This is a genomic window from Synechococcus sp. MIT S1220 (assembly GCF_047303025.1).
Lineage (GTDB): Bacteria > Cyanobacteriota > Cyanobacteriia > PCC-6307 > Cyanobiaceae > Parasynechococcus.
Window position 1 is genome coordinate 2,701,539 of the sequence record NZ_CP138939.1, and the last position, 16,131, is coordinate 2,717,669.

A 16,131-nucleotide genomic window follows, 5' to 3' on the forward strand; every position below is an offset into this window, starting at 1 on the left:
CTTGACAGGCATGAGGGTGATCACCCAAGAGCAAGCGAAGGTTGCACCTTGACATCAAAACCTATTGCAGCGCAACGAGTCTCAAATCAAGAATTCATCAGAGCCTTGCAATCTGGCCGCTTTGACGTGTCCCCTGGTTCTGTGGCTTTCTTGGGGAGGGATCGGGTTACGCCAAGACGCTTATGGATCGAAATCATCTGGAGCGATGCCATGACGTGGGTGTCACCACGCAAGGCGATTGCACGCCTGCCTACGTCAGCCTCGAGGCAGAAATTCCGGAGGTTTTGTACCGAGGGATGAAGGAGTTCATCGTCAACCATCCGAACTGGGACCAGTACCGGGTGATGAGTTCAGCCCTGGCCCACTTCTTGTTCCAAAACGGATGCGGAGAACGCGCCGTCACAGACCACTATCTTGACGATCTCTTCATTCGGCCGGAGAACTGAGCGCGATCCGGCAAGCCCGGCGCGACACCGCCATCATTGTCAAAGTTGGACTTTGCCAGGCCGATGTCGGCCAACAAGCTCCATCAACCACCAGCACATTCGGAGCACGCCAGAGTCGGTTGTAGGGGTCGAGAACGCTCGAGAGTTCAGATGAGCCCATCGGAGCACCCCCCAACTCGTGGATGTAATAACCAGGCGGAGCCGCGCCAGCGGCCAGAGCGATAGCTCCCTCCAGAAAAGGCTCGATTAAGGGGAGATGGAACAAATCCTTGATGGGAAGGGCCCGACCAGCTGCTGCATCAATGCATGCATGCATGGTGCGACGCATATGACGCACCATCGCCAGTTCGTTCTCTCCCCAGCCACAGGCGATATGAGGCACAGCGAGTCCCCATCGATCGACCCGACTGCTTAAACAAACGCGGTTCTCTGCACGGGGGAGCACCTCTCCATGACCGATCAAGAACCCAGTGCTGCTCGATGGATCGCGCTTAAGCCATGACGGCGGATCAAAACGGCTGATCCCCCCCCAGAGTCCGTAACCGCCTTGGAAGTCTGGAGAATCCAGCACTCGGCCAAAGGGAACAAAGAAACTTCCAGCACCACTCAGCGCAGGTTGCGGCTGATCAGGGGCCACCGCCAGTGAAAAGAACTGACTGGTGGAGACATGATCCATCAGCCGGGTACCGAGCCTTCCGGATGGATCGATCAATCCGCCGGGCTGTTGATCCTCCCTGGACCGCAGCAGCAGCGCCAGAGACTGAATCGTCGACGCGCAGATCACAATCCGATCAGCCTCGAAGCAGTGGCGACTGCCGCTTGTCTGGTCAACCGTGATCACACCGGTCGCGCGGGCAGCATCAGCGGACATGGTGAGACGATCGACCATCTGATCGCTGAGCAGGGAGACACGCCCCGTAGCCAGAGCGCGGGGCAATGTGCTGCCGCGACTGCTGGATCGCGGCCATGGGCCGTCCTGCGCAGGGTTATGGGGTGCGAATCCTCTGGAATGAATCAAGGAGAAGCCCAGACGTTCCCGAACGGCCGCGGCGAATTGAGATTCGGCTTCGGTCAACGGCAACGGACCGGTGCCCTCGCCATCCGGCAGCTGCTCGAGCCCATCCCGAGAACCATGGATGGCGAGGAAACGCTCCAAAAAGGAGTAGTGCGCGTTCAGATCTGAGGAGCGAATCGGCCAACTGGCCCACTCCCCCTCCACCTCGACCCCCGCGAAATCTTGATCCGAGAGGCGGAGCGTGATGCCGCCCCAGGTGAGGCTGCGGCCTCCCACCTGCCAGCCGCGGGTCCAGAGGAAGGGGCGATCTGGGGGATGGTCGTAAGGATGCTGCTGCTCATCGATGTACAGGCGCGGATTGGCCTTCCAGTAGCCGGGATGCTGGGCCTGGCGTCGATGGCGGCCGCTGCTGATGCCTGCGATGCGACGCAGCATGTTGGCCGGCGCGGAGCCAATGGCTTGCGTACTGGAGAGATCAGGCCCGGCTTCAATGACAAGGACTGTGGCGCCTCCCTCTGCCAGGGTCATCGCAGCAACACCGCCACTGGCACCTGAGCCGACCACAATCGCGTCCCAGTGTTTCTTGAATTGCTCCGGTCGGCCGGCCATGGATCGGAGAGAGTTCGAGCAACCATCTCCTGACGGAGATCGCTGAATTCAATCAGATCGATCGTGGAGCGCTCAGGTGATGAACATCGGCCTCAGGCTCAGCAACAGAATTGAACAACACAGCTAGGGTGATTGGACTGCAAATGTCTACCCATGACAGATGGCGAGACAACGATTCTGATTGCCGACGATGAAGCCAATATCTTGATGCTGTTGGAAATGGAACTACAGGCAGATGGTTATCAAACAATCTGCTGCAATGACGGTTCGGAAGCTTTGGCAAAGATCAGAGAGATGCCGCCGTCTGTCGCACTGCTTGATTGGAATATGCCGATCATTAGTGGGTTGGATGTTTGCAGACGGTTGCGTGATACGGGAAGCTCTTTGCCAGTGATCATGATCACGGCACGGGATGAAATGGACGACAAGATTGCCGCACTGGAATCTGGGGCGGATGACTTCATCTCCAAGCCATTCAACATTCGTGAAGTTCTGGCGCGCGTGAAAGCGTTGGTGAGACGCAGCTCACCAACCACAAGCGACGTGATCACAGCGAAGGAACTAAGTCTTAATTGTGCCGAAAGACGCTGCACTTATCATGGCCAAGACATTTCATTAACGGTGCGTGAGTTCGACCTGCTGGAATGCTTTATGCGCAACCCCAGGCAAGCACTCAGCCGGGGTCAGCTCATCCAGAATGTGTGGGGTGAGGACTACTTTGGCGACGACAATGTGGTCGACGTTTACGTTCGATATCTGAGAAAAAAACTGGAGTCAACCCATCCAGACAGAATCATTCAGACCGTTCGCGGCATTGGCTTTGCTCTGCGCTTTGAGCCTGTCGAATAAGCGAACCTTGAAGACCGAACATCCAATCATCTGAACATCCAATCAACTGAACATTCAGATATGCCCACAGGCTCGAACTCTTTTCTGCTGGGAATTAAAGCTATTTTTTGCAGACTGGCTTCAATCAGTTCTCTGTCGCCTCGAGCTTTGAATGATCTGCTTGGGCAGGGGAACTTCAATATCATTGTCTTTGAAACATGTCCATACAGCCTGTCGCACACTACTTGTAGCGGTTAGGCTTTTCAGTGGGTCATCAAGAAAATACCTCAAACTATATTCAATACTCAATGCATTTTGATCAACAACAAAAGCAGTCACTGTAGATTTCTGGCAAACGCCTTCAATCGAACCAGGAATGCTTTCTAAAAGCTCAATAATATGATCAGGCTGGTAACAGGTTGCTGTATAGATTCTGATTTCACAACGTCGCTTACGGCCAAGCCTGCTGTAAGAGACTGTTTGATTCGAAAAGAATTCATTGTTTGGGATAAAGAGCTCTGCATTATCTCTCTGTCTCCACAATCGTGCTGCACGTGGAGACAATGCCTCAACGCGACAAGCATCGCTATCAACAACGATAACATCACCAGGACGGATCGAGCCCTCGAGCATCAACCAAATTCCACTAATGAAATTAGCAGCAAGATCACGCAATCCAAAGCCAAGGCCCGCCGAAAACGAAGCCAAGACAGTGAGCAATATTGTTGACCTAATACCCAACGAGACAAGAATTAAAACAAACACAACAGCGACAAAAATATAACCAAACAAGTTTGCAATGATCTTCGCCGATTGAGCCGTCGATTGAAGGACGATACGAGCGAAAAACGAAACAGCAGCATCAACCAAAGGCAGAGAAATAATCGCAGCGTAGATCAATCCAACGGACCTTACTAATTCAGCAATTGACACAACACGAATCTCCCCCTCGCCAACCTTATAATCCCAAACTTTAATACTCCAAAGTGGCTCAAATCCACTGGCTTTAATAATTAAAATCAGGGAAACAACGATGACAGCCGGCCGGGCAAACACCGTCATAAAATGCCTAATGCTTAAGGCTCCAAAGATTTTACCCGCTAAAATTTCACTCAGAGCCAAAATCGATATTGCGCCCAAAATGGCACCATTCACCACGAGAAATCGATTGGGCAAAGCGAACAAATAAATGGCCCCAGCCAATGCAAAACTGGACAAACAACCAAATGGGATGAGATATCCAGAAGAGATTTTCCTAAAATAAATGCGATGCAAAAGCGGCACTAAGCCATACAAGCTAATGAGAAATAGAATTTGAACGTAGAGCTCAGGGCGCTGAAGAACAGAAGAAATATAGTTCAGCATTATCACTCTCCCGAATCGTCTTGCAATACATGTTCAGGATCAAGCTGATGCTCAACTTCGGCATCCATACGAGCAGGGAGTTTTGACAGACGACTTCGAAGTAAACTGACATACTTGCGAATTACTTCTTCATCAGTCTTAGGCTGTGAAGCAAAGAAATCACTAAAGAATTCATGATATTCCATATTCACCCTATCATCCCTAAGCAACGTCGATGGCAAAATATTTCCATGGGAAGATGCATCAAGAATTGCTTCGATGTCTCGAAACAATTCCAACTCAGCACGTTCATGCAATTCAAACTGTTCTAAATCAAGATACTTAGAAAGCTCGGAAAATTTACCATTATTCCTCAACCAAAAAGAGGAGTCAATCAACTGATTGATCCATTCAAAAGCATACTTCTGTTGGCCCCTCGAACTCTGCCGACCCATACTCACAACCATCACATTTGGATTGCCAATCGCTGGAACTCCTTCTTTCACACCTGGCAACAAAGACACCATTAAGTCCGACCCCATGGTGCGATCGAGTCGCTCTATGGAACTATTCCGGCAGGGCATCCAGCCGATCAGTCCATTCTCAAAATCTTTTAATCGCTGGTTACCAAATCCGCGATCGTAATATTTTTTTGACGGCTTTACTCTCCACTTCACACTTTCCTCTGGAGTTAAAAGTTCATTTTCTTCACCTCGAGCATTTCTAGCAAACTCAATAAAATTTGGGATTATTTTCTCATCAAAAGAATAATCATCCGCGAAAATCATCTTTAACTCTTCCTGGTTAATTTCGCCAAACGCACTTCCGAAGTAAGAAAATTCAGACCACCTCATCAACACAGCCTGAAAGGGTGCCTTGAGCTCAGCAGAAGGGAGTTCAGCAAAGCTGGCAGGCATTGACTGAATTAACGTCTTGTTTCCACAGGCGTATTGGCTCTCAATAAAAACAGGAAGTGAATAGTAAGTGTTTTGCTTAACAGATAATATGCCGGCAACAATTTTATAGCGCTCACTCCAAGGCAAAGGTTTTTTGATTTCAAAGGGTTTTAACATCTTTCTGGCTCTCATCTTCCTAGCAGTCAATTCCGAGGACACAATCAAATCAGGCCCCAAGCCATATTGATTGCGTTCCTCAACCAAATCAGCAAGCTTGCTTTCCGGCAAAGCACTTAAACGAACATCTGCGTTTTCAAGCCACCTAGGTACTTTTTGAAGGATTATCTCTTTCGACACATCAAACTGCTCGTTTTGTGCATCGTCTTTGGCAAATCCAGGGATGCCCACATAAACAGTAATGACCGGCCGAATCCCCATTGGATTTATCGCTTGGCTGCAACCTGTCAAGGCAAGGCAAGGAAGGCAAGCCAAGATCCAACAAACTGAGGGCCGAAATACGATTTTTTGGAGACGAGTCTGGATTGTTCTGACCAGCACCGCGTCAGCCATCCAATTGCTTGGACCTTAGACAGATGATGACGACTTGTCCGTCAACGTCGACAAAAAAAAGCCGCGGAAGCGACTTCTTAGAACGATAAAAGTTGGTGGCGGGGGGGAGATTTGAACTCCCGACCTTCGGGTTATGAGCCCGACGAGCTACCAGACTGCTCTACCCCGCGGCAGCTCAACGATCATACACAGCGGTGTCGCTAAACACACTGGGATAGATCAACTCTGCTGGAACTGCAATGCACCATTGACCTCCAGATGCACGCCAGGATTGACGATCAACACCTGCTCCTCAAGTTCCTGCAGACCCATCGGCGTCAGCCATTCGAGCTGATGCAGCAGATGCAAGGCGACAGCCTGCTTGGCACGGCGGGAACCATCCTCCACTTTGATCGCAACACCGAGTCCCTCACCGATCCGGCTGAGGCACTGAATTCCCTCGGCACCACCTTTGCTGAGCACTTGCCCATGGCTGCGGCGCATTAATTCGGTATCAAACCTGCCCTCCCCTGCGATCAGATCGGGATGGGCCAGCATCGCGCGACTGATCTGTTCGAGTTCGGCATGGCGCGACGCCCCGAGATGGGCATACAGCAGTGCCATCTGAGCCAGTTGAAGCCGCAAGGTTGGTGCTCCGCAGTCATCACGCGCTGCCACCAGCTCCTCAGCGGGCAATCCCAGCAGCTCGGCAACGCGGCGATTGATTTCCACCTGCACAGGATGCTCGCTCTGCAGATAGGTCTCCAGAGGCCAGGCCATCTTGCGGCTGGTGGCCAGAAACGCCGCATGTTTCCCAGAGCAGTTGTGCTGCAATGGACTTTCAGCATTCAGCGGGACTGGACATTGCAGCTGAGAGGTCTCCAACTCTCCCTTCCACAGCAACTTGAAGGCCTCGCGCGCATGAACATTGGTGCCGGCATGGGAGGCACAGCTGATGGCGACGCCTCGATCCCCCACATCCATTTGATCAGCCGCCCCGCTGCTCAGGAATGGCAGGGCCTGAAATGGCTTTAACGCCGAACGGATGAACGTTTCATAGCCCGGATCACCCGCACACATCAGCACCCGGCCGCGTCCATCACAAACCACGGCATGCACCCGATGCACCGACTCGCTGATGCAGCCGCGCCGCAAAGTGACCTGAAGCGGCGGCGTACTGGAGCGCGGTCCGGCATTGAACCCGGAGGAGAGGGTCATCCTCGTTTGCGACCTGGCTTCAGAGAGCCTGACAGAGGCTTGAACCCACAAGAATCACACCGGTCGCCAAGGCCATCGCCCGAGCCAAGCGCCCCAAGATTGGTCGCACTTCGTGCCGTGCAACCAGAAGATCACGTTCTCGCCAGGAGAGCGGTTTTTCCCAGGTCTGCCCGTCGTACCAGCCGGATTCTTCGTAATCCACGCTTTCCGACAGCAGTCGTTTCATCACATAGGTCCAGCCCAACCACTGCCGCATCAGGAGAAACAACGGCAACACCACAGCCGCCACACCACCTGCCAACACCAACCTCAGCGGGTCACGGCTGAGAACGAGGCTTCCGCTGGCGACCAGCGTGCTGACGGGCAACATCATCAACCAGCTGATCAGCAGACTCCTCAGAAGGGATGGGGACGTCCCAGCCGGCCATGAAAAGAACCAGGACTGTGAGAGTTGTTGAAATTCGTCGAGGGGACGTTGCTCAGGCGGAACGGGACAGACAACGGTTTCGACCATGGCTTCAATCCAGAAAACCGCGTTGTGTTCAGTCCGAACTTAGAAACGAGCGGATCTCACCGTGATTCCAGAACGCCTCAAGGTCGTAATAGCCCCGTTCTCCAGGCTGAAGAACATGAACAATCAGTTCGCCGTAATCGAGCAGGGCCCAGCGTCCTTCATTGACCCCTTCCTTGCGCAGCGGAAGTCGCTCCGCTTCCGCTTCCAGCCGATCCTCAACTGACCCGGCAATCGCCCGGACCTGCACATCTGAATTGCCTCCAGCAATCACCATCCAATCGGCAAGGCTTGAGACCTCATCAACCCGGATCAAACGGATATCCGTGGCCTTGCGGTCGTCACAGGCATCGGCGGCAAGCTCGGCCAGCTGATCACTATCCATAAACATTCTCACTGGTCACGGAACTGCGGGACCCTTCCTGCTGTGCCATTTCAGCCCGAGCCTTGCTGGCACTCTTGCGCAGCGCCTCCAGACGGTCTTCATAAAAGCTGCGGCGCCGTTTCTTCCGCGTCTGCTCCACAAGTTCCTTCAAAGCACCACCGAGGCTGCGATAAGCATTGGGGACGCTGTAGCCAAAGCGGCAGGCCAGATCAATGGCTCGCTCGTCAGCGCTGATGGCGTCCTGCAACCGTTTCTCGGAATTGTTCTTCAGATACAGCCGATATCCGGCGAATCCAGACAAGCCGAGGGCCATAAGCAGAAGCAACCCGTCCTGAACCCAGAGTTCGCCGATCGCACCGCCCAAACCAATCGCCAGAGCTGCCATCTCCCAACCATCCCGTGGGATGGTGTCGTTCTGGATGCGACCAACCTCGTGCCAGAACAGCAGATTGCGATGGTCGAGAGCCAATTGATCCCAGTGATCCAGGTCAACCTGGATCTCCACCTCATCGCGACCGATCTCCTCAAGGGTGATCAGTGGGGGCTCGACCGCAGCGGCGGACTCGACGAACACCCAGCTCTGCATCTCCGGTGGCAGCAGCCCCTTGAGGCGCTGGAGCTCACTCATCGCGTCCTGATCAGATCACTGTCTTAACGGTAGCGAGGCCACCAAGCAGAACCGCATGGACAACAGACCGTCGCAGCTGCGTGGGAAGCTGATTGGGTTTGGCTGAACACGAGCGCTCATGCCACGGCGGACCGATCTGAATCGCATCCTGCTGCTGGGATCTGGGCCGATTGTCATCGGTCAGGCCTGTGAATTCGACTACTCAGGCACACAGGCCTGCAAAGCACTGCGGGCCGAGGGATACGAAGTCATCCTGGTGAATTCCAACCCCGCGTCGATCATGACGGACCCGGGGATGGCAGACCGGACCTATATCGAACCGCTCACACCGGATGTCGTGAAGCGGGTGATCGAGACCGAGCGACCCAATGCTCTGCTGCCGACCATGGGCGGGCAGACAGCCCTCAACCTCGCCGTCACCCTTGCTGAGAACGGAACACTCGAACGGTTCGGGGTCGAGTTGATCGGCGCGGATCTCAAAGCCATCCAGAAAGCTGAAGATCGACTGCTGTTCAAGCAGGCCATGGAACGAATTGGGGTGAGAGTCTGTCCTTCGGGGATTGCTTCATCCATGGAGGAAGCGGAAGCCGTTGGCGCCGCAATCGGCAGCTTCCCAAGGATCATTCGCCCTGCCTTCACCCTTGGTGGCAGTGGTGGTGGCATCGCTTACAACCCTGAGGAATATGTCGCGATCTGCAAAAGCGGTCTTGAGGCGAGTCCCGTCTCACAAATTCTGATCGAACAATCCCTGCTGGGCTGGAAGGAGTTCGAGCTGGAGGTGATGCGCGATCTCGCCGACAACGTCGTGATCGTGTGCAGCATTGAGAACCTCGATCCAATGGGCGTGCACACCGGTGATTCGATCACCGTTGCACCGGCGCAGACGCTCACCGATCGCGAATATCAGCGACTGCGTGATCAATCGATCGCGATCATCCGAGAGATCGGCGTGGCCACCGGAGGCAGCAACATTCAGTTCGCCATCAACCCTGCGGACGGAGAGGTTGTGGTGATCGAGATGAATCCCCGGGTGAGCCGTTCATCCGCGCTTGCCAGCAAAGCCACAGGGTTTCCGATTGCCAAGATCGCTGCCCGCCTCGCTGTTGGATACACCCTCGACGAAATCCTCAACGACATCACCGGTAAGACGCCGGCCTGCTTCGAGCCAACCATTGATTACGTGGTGACGAAGATCCCACGCTTTGCCTTTGAAAAATTCCGCGGTAGTCCTGCTGTGCTCACCACATCGATGAAATCGGTGGGTGAAGCGATGGCGATCGGCCGCTGTTTCGAAGAATCGTTCCAGAAGGCGATGCGATCCCTAGAAACCGGTTTGTCCGGCTGGGGAGCGGACCGCCCAGAACCTGATCTCACCGACAGCGAGATCGATCGGCTGCTGCGAACACCATCACCTGAGCGGATCCTGACCGTGCGGACCGCCATGCTGCGCGGGCGCAGCGATGCGACCATCCATGCCCTCAGCAGCATCGATCCCTGGTTCCTCGCCAAGCTGAGACTGCTGATCACAACTGAGCAGGAGCTGTTGAGCAATCAACGCCTAGAAGACCTCGATGGCTCCGCACTACTGACACTGAAACAACGGGGCTTCTCCGATCGGCAGATCGCCTTCACAACCGGGAGCGATGAACTCAGCGTGCGGAGTCATCGACATGCTCTTGGTGTCCGCGCAATTTTTAAAACAGTCGACACCTGCGCTGCAGAGTTTGCCTCGACGACGCCGTACCACTACTCGACTTACGAACGGCCGCTCCAGCGGATCAACGAGCGAGGCGATCTGGTCAACCTGGCTCCGGCAAATGAAGTGCACCGGGTCAACACCGGCCGGAAAATGATGATTCTGGGAGGGGGGCCTAATCGAATTGGTCAAGGAATCGAATTCGATTACTGCTGCTGTCATGCCTCATTCGCAGCACAAGACCAGGGCCTGACCAGCGTGATGGTCAACAGCAATCCCGAAACGGTCTCAACCGACTACGACACAAGCGACAGCCTCTACTTCGAACCCTTGACGCTTGAAGATGTTCTCAACGTGATCGAAGCGGAGCGCCCCGATGGCGTTGTTGTGCAGTTCGGCGGACAAACCCCTCTGAAACTCGCCATCCCCCTTCTGCGCTGGCTGAACAGCGACGACGGACGCGCCACCGGCACTCAGATCTGGGGGACATCGCCGGAATCGATCGACCGCGCTGAAGACCGTGAACAATTCGAATCGATCCTGAGTGATCTCGACATCCGCCAGCCACGCCATGGGCTTGCCCGCAGTGAAGAAGAGGCCCGGGCGGTGGCCTCCAGGGTGGGCTATCCGGTCGTGGTACGTCCCTCCTATGTGCTGGGTGGACGGGCCATGGAGGTGGTTTTCGATGAAGCTGAGCTCAACCGCTACATGCATGAAGCGGTTCAGGTTGAACCCGACCACCCCGTCCTGATCGATCAATACCTCGAGAACGCGGTTGAGGTGGATGTGGATGCATTGTGCGACCACACCGGTACGGTCGTGATCGGTGGCCTGATGGAACACATCGAACCTGCGGGGATTCACTCCGGGGATTCGGCATGCTGCCTCCCGGCGGTCTCTCTCGGAGAGCATGCCCTGAACACAATTCGCGAGTGGAGCAAGGCACTGGCCCTCGCTCTCGAAGTGAAGGGCCTGATCAATTTGCAATTCGCCGTCCAGCGTGACCTGGATGGACGTGAAATCGTCTACATCATCGAAGCCAATCCGCGGGCATCGCGAACGGTCCCCTTCGTTGCCAAGGCCACGGGCAAGCCCCTGGCACGCATCGCCACACGGCTGATGGCCGGTGAAACCCTGACCGAAGCAGGGCTGTTGCAGGAACCTCAGCCACCACTGCAGGCGATCAAGGAGGCTGTGCTCCCGTTCAGGCGTTTCCCTGGTGCCGACACCGTGCTCGGACCTGAAATGCGCTCAACGGGTGAAGTAATGGGTTCCGCCGACAGCTTCGGCATGGCCTATGCAAAAGCGGAGCTGGGTGCTGGCGAAGCTCTTCCCACCAGCGGCACGGTGTTTCTCTCCACCCACAACCGTGACAAGCCGGCACTGGTCCCTGTGGCAGCTCGGTTGATCGAACTGGGGTTCCAGGTGATCGCGACCACCGGTACAGCCCAGGCGCTGCGCGATGCCGGACTCAAAGTCCAGTCAGTTTTGAAGGTGCATGAGGGTCGTCCCAACATCGAAGACCTGATCCGCTCCAATCAGGTTCAGCTGGTGATCAACACCCCGATCGGTCGTCAGGCCGCCCATGACGACAAATACTTGCGCCGTGCCGCACTGGATTACGCCGTTCCAACCGTGACGACCCTGGCGGGTGGCCGTGCAGCAGTCGAAGCGATCGCAGCTCTGCAGCAACAATCCCTTCTCTCCATTCATGCACTTCAGGACATTCATGCTCAGCGGGTCTGATCGGTAGGGTTGAAAGCCTTTCCTGTGCTGTCCCGCTGTGACCGTTTCAGCCTCCCCTTCCAACGCGGCAAAGCCCGGCAGCGATTGCAGGGATTCCTTCCGGCGTGCCTACGAGAACCGCTACACATGGGCTCCCGGTTTTGGTGGCTACACGGGCCGTTGCATCTGGGAACAGGATGATCGTCGAGTGGAGGGCCGTTTTCAAGTTGGAGCTGATCTGAAAGCAAGCGTTGAGGGCATCGACGATCCCGACGTGTTGAAGGCGATGAATTCACAACTTTGGGAGGTGGCGATTCACCGTGTTCGCCGCAGCTTCGAACAGACCCATGGCTCGAACACGTTCACCGCTGGCGAGACAGATGCGGTGGGAACCGAAGTGATCATCGGCGGAAAAGGCGAAGGGGATCGCTACCGCATCAAGGACGATGTCGTCACGATGGTTCACCGCCACATCCACGGCACCGTCGTCACCATCTACACCACTGAGGTGACTGACACGGGGGCTGGCTACCTGAGCCACACCTACACGAGTCAATACGCCGACCCAGCCACGGGAGACGCGCGCGGTGGACGCAGCAGCTTCAAGGACACCTTCACTCCCCTGCCAGGAGAGGGACCCTGGGTTCTATCAGAACGGGTGATCGCCACCGAAGCCCACGGCGACACACCCGCCGGCTCCCAGACCTTCCGCTTCGAAGATCTCGAAGCGCTTTGAGATGATTGCCGGCGCCTGCCAGCTGTGAGACCATCCGCGCAAGTTGCGCTTCAAGGATGGACGGTCTGGAACAGGCCATCAAAGCGGTCAATGGGCCAATCAACAGCGTTGTCTGGGGTTGGCCCACTGTCATTTTGATCGCCATCACCGGCATCGTTTTGATGATCGGCTTGCGGTTCATGCCCCTGCAGCGCCTGGGGTATGGCGTCTCAATGATGTTCAGGCCCAGCGAGGCTGGGAACGACGGTGAGATCACTCCCTTCCAGGCGTTGATGACATCGCTCTCGGCGACGATCGGCACCGGAAACATCGCCGGAGTTGCCGGCGCGATCGCCGTCGGTGGTCCAGGTGCTGTTTTCTGGATGTGGGTGATCGCCATCTTCGGGATTGCGACAAAGTACGCCGAAGCCGTGCTTGCAGTTCAGTTCCGCCAAACAGATGCCGAGGGCAACCATGTCGGCGGTCCGATGTATTACATCCGTAATGGCCTTGGCAGCGGATGGAGCTGGATGGCAGGGTTCTTTGCCCTGTTCGGAATGCTGGCCGGGTTTGGGATCGGGAACGGCGTTCAGGCCTTTGAGGTCTCCTCGGCGCTGAGCCTTGTCGGAGTGCCAAAACTCGTGACTGGGGTGGTCCTGGCGGCCCTTGTCTTCGCCGTTGTGATCGGCGGTATTCGCCGAATCGCACAAGCGGCCTCGGCCATCGTCCCGCTGATGTCAGTTCTATATGTAGCGGCCTGCCTGCTCGTCCTGCTCCTCAACATCGGTTCTGTCCCCGAAGCGTTCGCCACAATCTTTTCCAATGCCCTCTCCGGGAAGGCTGCTGCAGGTGGCGCCCTTGGACAGGTTGTGCTGATGGGCTTTAAACGCGGGATCTTCTCGAATGAAGCCGGACTCGGCAGTGCTCCGATCGCTCATGCAGCTGCCAAAACCGATGACCCCGTCCGCCAAGGCACCGTGGCGATGCTTGGCACCTTTATCGACACCCTGATCATCTGCACGATGACGGCTCTTGTGATCATCACCACAAAAGCCAACCTGTTCCTCAATGAGGCCGGGGACAAACTCAGCGGTTCTGACCTCTCGATCGCCGCTTTCAATGCTGGAATCTCCGGTAGCGGATTTGTTGTCACCCTCGGACTTGTGGTGTTTGCCTTCACCACAATTCTTGGCTGGAGCTTCTATGGAGAGCGTTGCACCACCTATCTGTTTGGAGAAAAGGCAGTGCTTCCCTTCCGGCTGGTCTGGGTCGCCGTCGTCGTGATCGGTGCTGTTGCGGGGGATCGCGGTGTTGTCTGGTCGATTGCCGACACCCTGAACGGCCTGATGGCTCTGCCCAATCTGGTCGCACTGCTGCTGTTGTCTGGAACCGTGTTCCAACTCACCCGCGATTACAAATTCGGCGAGTGATCCACTCAACGAAGCGTTGAAAAAGATCATCAAAAAGGGGGCACTTAGCCCCCTTTCTTTAAGCCGATGTTGAAGCGGTTTTATCCAGCTTCAGATTTCAGTCTTCACCACCAGGCAATGGGGTCACATCCTTGAGTTTCTCGTTCAATTGCATCGCCATGCTCTGACGGCCGACAGCCAGGACCTTGAGGGTGTCTTCATGCATGCGCAGCTGCGCATCTGCCACCTGCATCCCCCGGACCAGTTCCTTGAGCTCATCAGGGAGTGTGTTGAGGTCGTAGCGCTTGCCCTCAAACGTGAGCACTGGATTGGGGTTGTTCGCTGCGGAGTCAGTCATCGATCGATGCCGGGAATAGTCTGGACCGGCGCTCGAACTTTAGTGGTGTTCAGCGATTCTGCAGATCGCGGATGAACTGGCGTTCGCACAGCTCCCGGTAGCGTCCCCCTTGATGCATCAGCTGGTCGTGACTGCCGCGATCAACGATGGACCCCTTCTCAAGCACGACAATTTGATCGGCCTCTTGCACTGTTGCGAGGCGATGGGCAATCACAAGAACCGTTCGGTCGGCCATGGCCCGTCGCAACCCGACCTGAACCGCTGCTTCCGCCTCCGCATCCAACGCACTAGTGGCTTCATCCAGCAGAAGAAGCGCAGGATTGCCCAGCACAGCACGGGCAATCGCGATGCGCTGCAGTTGGCCACCCGAAACATTGGAACCACGCTCCTCCAGGAGCGTGTCGTACCCCCTCGGGAAGGAGCGGATGAAGGCGTCAGCATTCGCGAGTCTGGCCGCCTCGATCACCTCGGCATCGCTGGCAGAGCGCCCGAAACGAATCGCCTCGGCGATACTTCCAGAAAACACAGTGGTGCGCTGGGGAACCAGCGCGACCTGACGTCGCAACTCACGGGCACGAAGCCGACTTAGATCATGGCCATCCAGCAAGATCTGCCCGGACTGACAGGTGTTGAACCGCAGCAGCAATGAGAACAATGTGCTCTTGCCAGCACCGGAGGGACCAACCAATGCCACCACCTGACCAGCGCGGATCTCGAGATCGATCCCATGCAGAACGGGGTCGTTGGCGGTGTAACTGAACACGACGTTCTCCAGCTTCAAATCACCGCGAAGCGCTCCCAGAGGAACAGCATCCGAAGGGTCCGCTGGTTCCTGGGGCTCTCTTTCAATCTGGCGGAGACGACGAAGCGAAGCCTGCCCCTGCTGAAATTCATTGAAGTTGTTGGTGACATGCGCGATCGGATCAATCAGCACGACCAGTCCGGTCAGGTAGCTGCTCAACCCGGCAATCGAGAGATCCCCACTCTGAATTCGCCAGGCCGCAAGGCCGAGCACAGAAAACAACCCAACCACTTCAATCATCCCGACGACGGGATGTTGCAGCGCAACCAGGCTGTAGGTGCGATGACGGGCGCGACGATGTTGATCGATTTCCGACTCAAAACGCTGCTGCAACCAGGGCTCGGCAGCAAAAGCACGCACCAGCGGCAAACCATCGATCGCTTCGCCCAGCAAACCGGCCAGTTCACTCACTTTTTTCTGACTCCGTTCGGTCGCCGCCATCACCCGGGCCCCGAACAGGCTGATCAACCAGACGATCACTGGTGCCAGCAGGACGATGGCTCCTGTCAGCTTCCAATCCAGCCAGAGCATGTACCCCAGTACTGCGATCAACTGCAGAGCGCTGGGGACTGTGTCATGGATGGACTTGTAAAGCACCTCGCTCACACGATCGGCATCCTCCGTGAGCCTGTAGGTGAGGTCCCCTGCTGACAGCTTTTCCAGAGCACCGAGCTCCACGGTCTGCAATCGGCGAAACAGATCACTGCGCAGTTGTTGGCTCACAAGAAGCGCAGGACCTGCAAGCAGCGAGTCCATCCCGAACTGAGCCAGCTTCTGAACGGCAAAAATCGCCACCCCCTGCAGAATCAAGTTGATCACCCGGGGCAGATCACGGGAGCTCAGCGATGGGAACAGATCCCCGGCCAGATTGAGCAGCAGCAAGAAACTGCTCACGTACACGAGCATGCAGGCGAACCCAGCGATCAGCTGACGCAAGTGGGGTCGCAGAAGCGGCAACAACCGCCTGAACCCGGCCTGAGAGGGTTTCAACATGGCG

14 protein-coding genes and 1 tRNA gene are annotated in these 16,131 nt (G+C 55.9%); 5 read left to right on the top strand and 10 right to left on the bottom strand.

All coding sequences use genetic code 11. From position 1 onward, the window contains the following. Positions 1-182 precede the first annotated feature (182 nt). Entirely contained in the window at positions 183-446 is a 264-nt protein-coding gene (locus SIB64_RS13630; RefSeq protein WP_413440738.1) for a DUF2811 domain-containing protein, read from the top strand. Here the strand turns inward: SIB64_RS13630 and SIB64_RS13635 are convergent. Then, positions 427-2,070, bottom strand: a complete 1,644-nt coding sequence (locus tag SIB64_RS13635) for a GMC oxidoreductase (protein ID WP_413440739.1) — start codon at positions 2,068-2,070, stop codon at positions 427-429. The two genes, SIB64_RS13630 and SIB64_RS13635, sit on opposite strands and share 20 nt — an antisense overlap. Positions 2,071-2,223: 153 nt before the next feature. Here SIB64_RS13635 and SIB64_RS13640 point away from each other — a divergent pair, with 153 nt between their 5' ends. Next, positions 2,224-2,919 carry a response regulator transcription factor gene (locus SIB64_RS13640; RefSeq protein ID WP_413440740.1) on the top strand — a complete coding sequence of 232 codons (696 nt, stop codon included), beginning with the start codon at positions 2,224-2,226 and terminating at the stop codon, positions 2,917-2,919. Positions 2,920-3,039: 120 nt separating this feature from the next. Here SIB64_RS13640 and SIB64_RS13645 read toward each other — a convergent pair whose 3' ends face one another. The 7 genes from SIB64_RS13645 to SIB64_RS13675 all read right to left on the bottom strand — a co-directional run bounded on the left by SIB64_RS13645 (position 3,040) and on the right by SIB64_RS13675 (position 8,429). Beyond that, positions 3,040-4,263, bottom strand: coding sequence for a mechanosensitive ion channel family protein (locus tag SIB64_RS13645; RefSeq protein ID WP_413440742.1), 1,224 nt, complete (start codon positions 4,261-4,263; stop codon positions 3,040-3,042). A 2-nt stretch (positions 4,264-4,265) separates the two neighbouring features. Then, positions 4,266-5,708: a hypothetical protein gene (locus SIB64_RS13650; protein WP_413440743.1), complete on the bottom strand. Its 1,443-nt coding sequence runs from the start codon at positions 5,706-5,708 to the stop codon at positions 4,266-4,268. Between the two features lie 93 nt (positions 5,709-5,801). Beyond that, positions 5,802-5,878: transfer RNA gene (locus tag SIB64_RS13655), tRNA-Met, on the bottom strand. 49 nt (positions 5,879-5,927) lie between these two features. Then, positions 5,928-6,905 carry an asparaginase gene (locus SIB64_RS13660; protein WP_413440744.1) on the bottom strand — a complete coding sequence of 326 codons (978 nt, stop codon included), beginning with the start codon at positions 6,903-6,905 and terminating at the stop codon, positions 5,928-5,930. A gap of 19 nt (positions 6,906-6,924) precedes the next feature. Then, positions 6,925-7,419 (bottom strand): CGLD27 family protein, encoded by a 495-nt coding sequence (locus SIB64_RS13665; protein WP_413440745.1) that lies wholly within the window; start codon positions 7,417-7,419, stop codon positions 6,925-6,927. A gap of 28 nt (positions 7,420-7,447) precedes the next feature. Continuing rightward, positions 7,448-7,801, bottom strand: coding sequence for a ribosome silencing factor (gene rsfS / locus SIB64_RS13670; RefSeq protein ID WP_413440746.1), 354 nt, complete (start codon positions 7,799-7,801; stop codon positions 7,448-7,450). Continuing rightward, positions 7,794-8,429 carry a DUF3318 domain-containing protein gene (locus SIB64_RS13675; RefSeq protein WP_413440747.1) on the bottom strand — a complete coding sequence of 212 codons (636 nt, stop codon included), beginning with the start codon at positions 8,427-8,429 and terminating at the stop codon, positions 7,794-7,796. Before SIB64_RS13675 ends, rsfS begins: the two co-directional genes overlap by 8 nt. Positions 8,430-8,547: 118 nt before the next feature. Between SIB64_RS13675 and carB the strand changes: the two genes are divergently transcribed. From carB to SIB64_RS13690, 3 genes are read left to right on the top strand one after another with little or no spacing between them, the layout of a single operon-like run. After that, entirely contained in the window at positions 8,548-11,871 is a 3,324-nt protein-coding gene (gene carB / locus SIB64_RS13680; protein ID WP_413440749.1) for a carbamoyl-phosphate synthase large subunit, read from the top strand. A gap of 37 nt (positions 11,872-11,908) precedes the next feature. Continuing rightward, complete coding sequence (locus SIB64_RS13685; RefSeq protein WP_413440750.1) at positions 11,909-12,586, top strand: DUF3386 domain-containing protein; 678 nt, start codon at positions 11,909-11,911, stop codon at positions 12,584-12,586. A 56-nt stretch (positions 12,587-12,642) separates the two neighbouring features. Then, the gene (locus tag SIB64_RS13690) at positions 12,643-13,995 is read left to right on the top strand and encodes an alanine/glycine:cation symporter family protein (protein ID WP_413440751.1); all 1,353 of its coding nucleotides are present in this window, start codon (positions 12,643-12,645) and stop codon (positions 13,993-13,995) included. 97 nt (positions 13,996-14,092) lie between these two features. Here the strand turns inward: SIB64_RS13690 and SIB64_RS13695 are convergent, their stop codons facing one another. Both SIB64_RS13695 and SIB64_RS13700 read right to left on the bottom strand, forming a co-directional pair. Further along, positions 14,093-14,332 carry a DUF6447 family protein gene (locus SIB64_RS13695; protein WP_413440752.1) on the bottom strand — a complete coding sequence of 80 codons (240 nt, stop codon included), beginning with the start codon at positions 14,330-14,332 and terminating at the stop codon, positions 14,093-14,095. A gap of 49 nt (positions 14,333-14,381) precedes the next feature. Further along, positions 14,382-16,127: an ABC transporter ATP-binding protein gene (locus SIB64_RS13700; RefSeq protein WP_413440753.1), complete on the bottom strand. Its 1,746-nt coding sequence runs from the start codon at positions 16,125-16,127 to the stop codon at positions 14,382-14,384. Positions 16,128-16,131 lie beyond the last annotated feature (4 nt).